The 8869-nt window shown below is 66.6% G+C and carries 10 protein-coding genes; all 10 read left to right on the plus strand.

All coding sequences use genetic code 11. The features are described 5' to 3' along the window. Positions 1–1736 (plus strand): threonine--tRNA ligase (thrS, locus tag VN856_RS28430; protein WP_325695533.1); only part of this gene is annotated, 1736 nt, incomplete at its 5' end. Further along, on the plus strand, positions 1729–2280 hold the full coding sequence (locus VN856_RS28435) for an HIT domain-containing protein (protein ID WP_325695536.1): 552 nt from the start codon (positions 1729–1731) through the stop codon (positions 2278–2280). The genes thrS and VN856_RS28435, both read left to right, overlap by 8 nt. Before the next feature lie 10 nt (positions 2281–2290). Continuing rightward, the gene (gene pgsA, locus VN856_RS28440; RefSeq protein ID WP_325695539.1) at positions 2291–2962 is read left to right on the plus strand and encodes a phosphatidylinositol phosphate synthase; all 672 of its coding nucleotides are present in this window, start codon (positions 2291–2293) and stop codon (positions 2960–2962) included. A gap of 44 nt (positions 2963–3006) precedes the next feature. Next, complete coding sequence (locus tag VN856_RS28445; protein WP_325695558.1) at positions 3007–3921, plus strand: phosphatidylinositol mannoside acyltransferase; 915 nt, start codon at positions 3007–3009, stop codon at positions 3919–3921. After that, positions 3921–5045 carry a glycosyltransferase family 4 protein gene (locus tag VN856_RS28450; RefSeq protein ID WP_325695542.1) on the plus strand — a complete coding sequence of 375 codons (1125 nt, stop codon included), beginning with the start codon at positions 3921–3923 and terminating at the stop codon, positions 5043–5045. Before VN856_RS28445 ends, VN856_RS28450 begins: the two co-directional genes overlap by 1 nt. Beyond that, positions 5045–6082, plus strand: coding sequence for an NUDIX hydrolase (locus tag VN856_RS28455; RefSeq protein WP_325695544.1), 1038 nt, complete (start codon positions 5045–5047; stop codon positions 6080–6082). The genes VN856_RS28450 and VN856_RS28455 overlap by 1 nt, the downstream gene beginning before the upstream one ends. Positions 6083–6205: 123 nt before the next feature. Continuing rightward, positions 6206–6937, plus strand: coding sequence for an SDR family oxidoreductase (locus tag VN856_RS28460; RefSeq protein WP_325695547.1), 732 nt, complete (start codon positions 6206–6208; stop codon positions 6935–6937). Positions 6938–6949: 12 nt separating this feature from the next. Next, entirely contained in the window at positions 6950–7396 is a 447-nt protein-coding gene (locus VN856_RS28465) for a nitroreductase family deazaflavin-dependent oxidoreductase (protein WP_325695549.1), read from the plus strand. Then, entirely contained in the window at positions 7393–7962 is a 570-nt protein-coding gene (locus VN856_RS28470) for a TetR/AcrR family transcriptional regulator (RefSeq protein WP_325695552.1), read from the plus strand. Before VN856_RS28465 ends, VN856_RS28470 begins: the two co-directional genes overlap by 4 nt. Positions 7963–8059: 97 nt before the next feature. Continuing rightward, positions 8060–8869, plus strand: an 810-nt coding sequence (gene pdxS / locus VN856_RS28475) for a pyridoxal 5'-phosphate synthase lyase subunit PdxS (protein ID WP_325695555.1), incomplete at its 3' end; no start/stop codon positions are given.

Genomic DNA, 8869 nt, shown 5'->3' on the forward strand with positions numbered 1-8869 from the left:
TCTACTACGACTTCGACGTCGCCGACCCGTTCACGCCCGAAGACCTGGACAAGCTGGAAAAGCGGATGCGCCAGATCGTCAAAGAGGGGCAGCTGTTCGACCGGCGCGTCTACGAGTCGAAGGATCAGGCCCGCGGCGAGCTGGCCGGCGAGCCCTACAAACTCGAGCTCGTCGACGACAAATCGGGCGATCCCGACGTCATGGAGGTCGGCGGCGACGAGCTGACCGCCTATGACAACCTGAATCCCCGCACCCGCGAACGGGTTTGGGGTGACCTGTGCCGCGGCCCGCACATCCCCACCACCAAACACATCCCGGCCTTCAAGCTCACTCGCAGCTCGGCCGCCTACTGGCGCGGCGACCAGAGCAACGCCAGCCTGCAGCGCATCTACGGGACCGCGTGGGAATCGCAGGAGGCGCTGGACCGTCACCTGGAGTTGCTCGAAGAAGCTCAGCGCCGCGATCACCGCAAGCTCGGCGTCGAGCTGGACCTGTTCAGCTTTCCCGACGAAATCGGTTCGGGCCTTGCGGTTTTCCACCCCAAGGGTGGTGTTGTGCGCACCGAACTGGAGGACTATTCGCGGCGCAAGCACGCAGAGGCCGGATACCAGTTCGTCAACACCCCGCATATCACCAAGGAGCAGCTCTACATCACCTCGGGCCACCTCGAGTGGTACGCCGAGGGCATGTTCCCGCCGATGCACATGGACGCGGAGTTCAACGAGGACGGCACCGTCCGCAAGCCGGGGCAGGACTACTACCTCAAGCCGATGAACTGCCCGATGCATCACCTGATCTACCGGTCCCGGGGTCGTTCCTACCGTGAACTTCCGTTGCGGCTGTTCGAGTTCGGCACCGTCTACCGCTACGAGAAGTCCGGCGTGGTGCACGGCCTGACCCGAGTGCGCGGCATGACGCAAGACGACGCGCACATCTACTGCACCCGCGAGCAAATGCGCGACAAACTGGCGTCGCTGTTGCACTTCGTGCTGGATTTGCTGGCTGACTATGGCCTCAACGACTTCTACCTCGAGTTGTCCACCAAGGATCCGGAGAAGTACGTCGGCTCCGACGAGGTGTGGGACGACGCGACCGCGATCCTGAGCGAGGTCGCCGAAAGCTCGGGCCTGCATCTGGTTCCCGACCCCGGCGGCGCGGCGTTCTACGGCCCGAAAATCTCGGTGCAGGTCAAGGATGCACTGGGCCGCAGCTGGCAGATGTCGACCATTCAGCTCGACTTCAACATGCCCGATCGGTTCGAGCTGGAGTACACCGCCGCCGACGGTTCGCGGCAGCGGCCGGTGCTGATCCACCGCGCGCTGTTCGGTTCGATCGAACGCTTCTTCGGCATCCTCACCGAGCACTATGCGGGTGCGTTCCCGGCCTGGCTGGCTCCGGTGCAGGTGGTCGGTATTCCGGTGGCCGATGGCCATGTGTCGTATCTGGAAGACGTTGCTGCTCAACTGAAGTCGCACGGTATCCGGGTTGAGGTGGACGCCAGCGATGACCGGATGGCTAAGAAGATCGTCAACCACACCAACCAGCGAGTGCCGTTCATGCTGCTGGCCGGCGACCGCGACGTCGAGGCCGGCGCGGTCAGTTTCCGGTTCGGTGATCGCACGCAGATCAACGGGGTTCCTCGCGACGAGGCGGTCACCGTCATCAAGCAATGGATCGCCGACCGTGAAAATAGCGTTCCCACTGCCGATTTAGTCAAGGTGAGCACTCGTGGCTGAGGACGACTCGATCGTCGACAGGGGTGTCGGTGAGGTCGACCATCTGCAGCGGTTGTGGACGCCCTACCGAATGAGCTACTTGGCCGACGGGCCGCTGAAGCAGTCCAACAACGATCGGGCCGAGCCGTTCACCGACATCCCGCAGCTGTCCGACGAAGACGGTCTGGTCGTGGCCCGCGGCGAACTGGTCTACGCCGTTCTCAACCTCTACCCGTACAACCCGGGGCATTTGATGGTGGTGCCATACCGCCGGCTTTCTGAGCTCGAGGACCTCACCGAGCCGGAAAGCAGCGAGCTGATGGCGTTCATCCAGAAGGCGATTCGCGTGATCAAGAACGTGTCGCGCCCGCACGGTTTCAACGTCGGGGTCAACCTGGGTCAGTCGGCGGGCGGCTCGCTGGCCGAGCACCTGCACGTGCACGTGGTGCCGCGATGGGGTGGTGACGCCAACTTCATCACGATCATCGGCGATTCCAAGGTGATCCCGCAGCTGCTGCGCGACACCCGCCGGCTGTTGGCCACCGAGTGGACCCGGCAATCATGAGTGGGCAGTCGTGAGCAAGCTGTTGTCCCGCGAGGGAGTAGCCCGAGTCACCAACCCGGTGGCGAGGGCGTTTCTGCATGCCGGTTTCACCGCCGACGGGGTCACCATCATCGCCACCGCCGCGGCGGTGCTGGCGGCCTTGACGCTGTTTCCCATCGGCCAGCTGTTCGCCGGCACCCTGGTGATCTGGTTTTTCGTGATGTTCGACTTGGTCGACGGCGCGATGGCGCGAGAAAGCGGCGGTGGCACCAGGTTTGGCGCCGTGCTGGACGCCACCTGCGACCGGATCAGCGACGGCGCGGTGTTCTGCGGGCTGGCGTGGTGGGCGGCGTTCGGCCTGGGTAGCCGGCCGCTGATGGTGGCGACGTTGATCTGCCTGGTCACCTCGCAGGTGATCTCCTACACCAAGGCCCGCGCCGAAGCCAGTGGGCTGCGCGGCGACGGCGGCTTGATCGAGCGACCGGAACGGCTGATCATCGTGCTTGTCGGTGCGGGACTGTCAGACCTGCCGATATTTCCGCTGCCGTGGGCGCTCCCGGTGGCCATGTGGTTGCTGGCTGCGGCCAGCATGATCACCTGTGCTCAGCGGTTACACACCGTGCGGCACTCGACCGGCGCGACTGATCGTCTGCCGCCGCCGGGGAAGCCAGGCCAGGCCAACCCCGGGAGGGGCGCGCCGTGATCGTGCCGGCCGGCCTGAAACTGCCTGGACTGAAACCCTTTGGTATGGGCAATCTTTCGCTGGGCAGTCGGATGACCGACTGGGGTTATGCGGCTGGCTGGCTGACCGTGCGCGCCATGCCGGAATTCGCCGCGCGCAACGTATTCGACGCTGGAGCGCTGTACGCGTCGCGCAGCGGGGGACCGGATCAGCTGCGCAAGAATCTCGCACGCGTGATCGGCGTTGCGCCCAAAGACGTGCCGGGCAGCCTGATGCGAGCGTCGCTGGCGTCCTATGCCCGCTACTGGCGCGAGGCGTTCCGGTTGCCGGCGATGGATCACCGCGCGATCGGCCGGCAGCTCGCCGAAACGGTGACGGGTCAAGAGCACGTCGATGCGGCGCTGGCCGACGGCCGCGGCGCCGTGATGGCGTTGCCGCACAGCGGAAACTGGGATATGGCCGGGGTGTGGTTCGTCCAGCAGTACGGCAGATTCACCACCGTCGCCGAACGGCTCAAACCCGAGTCGCTGTACCGGCGGTTCATCGACTACCGGGAAAGCCTGGGATTCGAGGTGATTCCACTGTCCGGTGGTGAGCAACCACCGTTCCCGTTGCTCAGCCAGCGGCTCGTGGACAACAAGCTCGTGTGTCTGATGGCCGAACGGGACCTCAGCCGTACCGGCGTCCAAGTCGACTTTTTCGGCGAGCCGACCAGAATGCCGGCGGGACCGGCGAAGCTGGCGATCACCACCGGAGCGGCGCTGCTGCCCGTGCATTGCTGGTATGAGCGCGATGCCTGCCGTGTCGAGTTCTACGCGCCGATGGACTGCAGCAGCGGTGATGTCGGTGTCGTCACTCAGGCGCTGGCCGACATTTTCGCCCGCAACATCGCCCAGCATCCCGCCGACTGGCACATGCTCCAGCCGCAGTGGCTGGCGGATCTGTCCGACGAGCGACGGGCTCGATTGGCGGAGACCTGATGCGGATCGGGATGGTGTGTCCGTACTCGTTCGACGTGCCCGGGGGCGTGCAGTCGCATGTGTTGCAGCTTGCCGAGGCAATGCTGGAACGCGGTCAGGACGTCAGCGTCCTGGCGCCGTCGTCGCCCGATGTCAAACTGCCCGAGTTCGTCGTCTCGGCCGGCCGGGCCGTGCCGATTCCCTACAACGGTTCAGTGGCCCGCTTGCAAATCAGCCCGAGCGTGCACGGCAAGGTCAGGCGCTGGCTGACCGAGGGCGACTTCGACGTGCTGCATCTGCATGAACCGAACGCGCCGAGCCTGTCGATGTGGGCGCTGCGGATCGCCGAGGGGCCCATCGTGGCCACCTTCCACACCTCGACCACCAAATCGCTGACGCTGTCGGTAGTTCAGGGCCTGCTGCGGCCCATGCAGGAGAAAATCGTCGGCCGCATCGCGGTGTCCGACTTGGCCCGACGCTGGCAGATGGAGGCGCTGGGATCGGACGCGGTCGAGATTCCCAACGGCGTCGACGTCGCCGCGATCGCCTCGGCGCCGTTGCTCGAGGGGTATCCGCGGCCCGCCAAGACGGTGTTGTTCCTGGGCCGCTACGACGAGCCGCGCAAGGGGATGGCCGTGCTGATCGATGCGCTGCCCAGTCTGGTCGAGCGGTTTCCGGGGCTGCAGGTGCTGATCGTCGGCCGCGGCAGCGAAGACGAACTGCGGGCCAAGGTCGGCGGTCTGGCCGGTCACTTGCGTTTCCTCGGTCTGGTCGACGACGCTGCCAAGGCGTCGGCGCTGCGCAGCGCCGATGTCTACTGCGCACCGCATCTCGGCGGGGAAAGCTTCGGCATCGTGCTCGTCGAGGCGATGGCCGCCGGTACTCCGGTGGTGGCCAGCGACCTGCACGCCTTCCGGCGCGTGCTGCGCGATGGCAAAGCCGGGCGGCTGGTGGCGGTCGATGACAGTGCCGCGCTGGCCGAGGGCCTGATCGCGGTGCTGGAGAATGATGCGCTGGCCGAGCGCTACGCCGCGGCCGGCGAAGAAGCGGTGCGCCGTTACGACTGGCCGGTGGTGGCCAGTCAGATCATGCGGGTCTACGAGACGGTCGCCGTCAGCGGGAACAAAGTGCAGGTGGCGAGCTGATGTCCTGGACGCTTCCGCTCGTCGTCGCCGTGGTCCTGCTGCTGCTGGTGCTGCTCGGATTCGGGGCCTGGGGGTATCGCACGGCCAATCGGCTGGACCGCTTGCACGTGCGCTACGACCTGTCCTGGCAGGCACTGGACGCCGCGCTGGCCCGCCGGGCGGTGGTGGCGCGCGCGGTCGCGGCGAACGCGTTCGGTGGTCCGGCTGATGCCGAGGCCCGGCAGCTGGTCGCGCGGGCCGACGCGGCAGAGGCTGCTCCACGGCGGGCCCGTGAAGCGTGTGAGAACGAGTTGTCAGCCGCGCTGGCGTTGGTCGATCCTGCTGCCGGGCCCGCGGGCCTGATCGCGGAGCTGGCCGACGCCGAAGCCCGGGTGGTGCTGGCCCGCCGATTCCACAACGACGCGGTCCGCGACACGCTCGCGCTGCGCGAGAGGCGGCTGGTCCGGTGGTTCCGGTTGGCTGGAACAGCGGCGCTGCCAACCTATTTCGAGATCGCCGAACAAGCGCAGGCGTTACGCCACGCCGATCATCCCGCAGCCGGGCGGCGCACGTCGGCGCGGGTGGTGTTGCTCGACGAGACCGGCGCGGTGTTGCTGCTGTGCGGGTCGGACCCCGCAGCAATCGATGCACCGCGGTGGTGGTTCACCGTGGGCGGTGAGGTCGGCGAGGGGGAGTCCTTGGCGCAGGCCGCGGTTCGTGAATTGGCCGAGGAGACGGGCTTGCGGGTCGACCCCGCCGGCATGGTCGGCCCGATGTGGCGGCGCGACGCGGTGTTCGACTTCAACGGCGCGGCGATCGACAGCGAGGAATTCTTCTTCGTCTACCGCACCGAGCGCTTCGAGCCGTCCACCGTGGGCCGCACCGAGCTGGAAAACCGCTACATCCACGGGCACCGCTGGTGTCACGCTGCCGACATCGCCGAGCTGGCCGACGCCGGCGAGACGGTGTATCCGCTGCAGCTCTCCGAGCTGCTGACCCAGGCAGTCGCCTTGGCCGGCTCGCCGGATCGGCCCCGTCAGCTGCAGTCCATTCGCTGAGCGGCGCCTCGCGTGTCGGTGTGTGGTTGACATCACACTGATGGCCCATTGCTTTGAGTAGACCTGTCTGTCTAATCTCTACACTAGACAGACAGGTCTACTCAACCTATCAGGAGGGTCATCATGACCGAGACAACCACTCAGGAACGCGTCGCGCTGGTAACCGGAGCCACCTCGGGCATCGGCAAGGCGGTCGCGTTGACGCTCGCTGACCAGGGTTACGAGGTCATCGTGCACGGCCGTGACATCGTCCGCGGCGCCGAGACCGTCAAGGCCATCGAGGCTCGCGGTGGGCGGGCCCGCTTCGTGGCCGCCGATCTGTCCGAATCGGGCGCCGCTGCCGCCCTGGCCGCGGCGGCGGGCCCGGTCGACGTGTTGATCAACAACGCCGGATTCGCCTGGTTCGGTCCGACCGACCAACTGGACGAGGCCACCTTCGACGCGATGTTCGCCGCGAACGTCCGCAGCGCCTACCAATTGGTCGCCGCGTTGGCGCCAGGGATGGCGGAGCGCGGCCATGGCAGCATCGTGAGCGTGGACAGCATGGCCGGCCACGTCGGGCTGTCGGGTTCTGCAGCCTACGGCGCCAGCAAAGCGGCGTTGACGACGATGAGCAGGTCGTGGGCCGCCGAGTACAGCCCGTCCGGCGTGCGGGTCAACACCGTCGCTCCCGGACCGGTGTACACCAGCGCCGCGGACGAGGCGTTTTTCAACGCATTGGGTGCCACCACCTTGCTCGGGCGGGTGGCCCAGCCGAAAGAAGTAGCAGACGTGATCGCTTTCCTGGCATCCGACGAGGCGAGTTACATCACCGGCGCGGTGATTCCCGTCGATGGCGGACGCACCGCGATCTGAAAGGACGCAACCATGACTGACACCTACGTACCCAGCGCAAGTGATCAGGTCAGCGAGCAAGTTGCTGCCTACGAGGCGAGCAATGGCACCGAGGGCGGCACGCTGGAGGGGCGCCCGGTGGTCATCTTGACGACTACCGGCGCCCGCACCGGCGCCATCCGAAAGAATCCGATCATGCGTATTCCGCACGGCGACAACTACATTGCGGTGGCATCGTATGCGGGTGCGGCCACCGACCCCGCGTGGTATCGCAACCTCACCGCCCATCCAGACCTGTGGTTGCAGGACGGGGCGGTGAAGGGCCGATTTCGGGCCCGCGAGGTCTTCGGGGACGAGAAAACCCACGCGTGGGCCGTGGCCGAACAGTTCTGGCCGCACTTCCCCGAATACCGGGCCAAGGCCGGCGCCCGGGAGATTCCCGTCCTGATGCTGGAGCCGGTCGAGGACGAGCGCGCATGAAGACCGATACGAAGCAGTCCGCCCGTGAGCGACTGCTGGCGGCGGCCGACGAGCTCTTCTACGCCGATGGGGTGCAGAGCGTCGGGATAGACCGGGTGATCGAGCATGCCGGAGTAGCCAAGGCCTCGCTGTACAACACGTTCGGGAGTAAGGAGAACCTGGTCCAGGCATACCTCGAGGGCCGCCACCAGGCGACGATGGACCTCTTGCGGCGCGCCATCGACCGGCAGAGCGACCCGAGGCAACGGTTGTTGGCGGTGTTCGACGCCCAGGCCGAGTTGTTCGCCGACCCGGGTTTCCGGGGCTGCGCGTTCACCACGGCAAGCGCCGAAGCGCCCGACGGAGGCCTGATCCAGCAGGCCACCGAGCAATACCGTGTGGACGTCCGTGACCTGCTGACCGATCTGGCTCGCGAGGCCGGCGCATCCGAACCCGCTGCGTTGGGGCGGCAACTCCAGTTCCTCTACGACGGAGCCGGGCTGGCCGCCCAGATGGATCGCGATCCGGACTCCGCCGCCGCGGCGAAAGCCGCTGCAACGGTGCTTCTCGACGCCGCCACCCGCTGATTTTCCCGGTCGGCCTCCGGAGAGAAATTGGCTGGTGGTCGACCACTAGACTGGTGGGCGTTATCGGGTCAACGAGACACCAACGATTGAGGTAGCAGTGGATAGCGCGGCGCACAACGGGCGGACGGGAACCGCGCGGGTCAAGCGCGGCATGGCCGAGATGCTCAAGGGCGGCGTGATCATGGACGTCGTCACGCCGGAGCAGGCTCGGATCGCCGAGGGCGCCGGCGCGGTCGCGGTAATGGCGCTGGAGCGCGTACCGGCCGACATCCGCGCACAGGGCGGGGTGTCGCGGATGAGCGACCCCGACATGATCGAGGGCATCATCTCCGCGGTCACCATCCCGGTGATGGCCAAGGCCCGCATCGGTCACTTCGTCGAAGCGCAGATCTTGCAGAGCCTCGGCGTGGACTACATCGACGAGTCCGAGGTGCTGACCCCGGCCGACTACACCCACCACATCGACAAGTGGAAGTTCACCGTGCCGTTCGTCTGCGGCGCCACCAATCTCGGTGAGGCGCTGCGGCGGATCAACGAGGGCGCGGCGATGATCCGCTCCAAAGGCGAGGCCGGCACCGGTGACGTGTCCAACGCGACGACCCACATGCGCGCCATCGGCGGAGAGATCCGTCGGCTCGGCTCGCTGTCCGATGACGAATTGTATGTTGCGGCAAAGGAATTGCAGGCACCCTACGACCTGGTCGTCGAGGTCGCGCGGGCCGGGAAGTTGCCGGTGACGTTGTTCACCGCCGGGGGTATCGCCACTCCGGCCGACGCCGCGATGATGATGCAACTCGGTGCCGAGGGCGTGTTCGTCGGCTCGGGCATCTTCAAATCCGGGGACCCGGCGCAGCGTGCCGCGGCGATCGTCAAAGCCACCACCTTTTACGACGACCCCGATGTGCTG

This window comes from Mycobacterium sp. (assembly GCF_035603715.1).
Classification (GTDB): domain Bacteria; phylum Actinomycetota; class Actinomycetes; order Mycobacteriales; family Mycobacteriaceae; genus Mycobacterium.

What these genes read in the sequence shown, in the direction of transcription:
- VN856_RS28445 (WP_325695558.1), top strand. Translation starts at nt 3,007, where the DNA reads ATGGGCAATCTTTCGCTGGGCAGTCGGATGACCGACTGGGGTTATGCG.
- VN856_RS28450 (WP_325695542.1), top strand. Translation starts at nt 3,921, where the DNA reads ATGCGGATCGGGATGGTGTGTCCGTACTCGTTCGACGTGCCCGGGGGC.
- VN856_RS28455 (WP_325695544.1), top strand. Translation starts at nt 5,045, where the DNA reads ATGTCCTGGACGCTTCCGCTCGTCGTCGCCGTGGTCCTGCTGCTGCTG.
- VN856_RS28460 (WP_325695547.1), top strand. Translation starts at nt 6,206, where the DNA reads ATGACCGAGACAACCACTCAGGAACGCGTCGCGCTGGTAACCGGAGCC.
- VN856_RS28465 (WP_325695549.1), top strand. Translation starts at nt 6,950, where the DNA reads ATGACTGACACCTACGTACCCAGCGCAAGTGATCAGGTCAGCGAGCAA.
- VN856_RS28470 (WP_325695552.1), top strand. Translation starts at nt 7,393, where the DNA reads ATGAAGACCGATACGAAGCAGTCCGCCCGTGAGCGACTGCTGGCGGCG.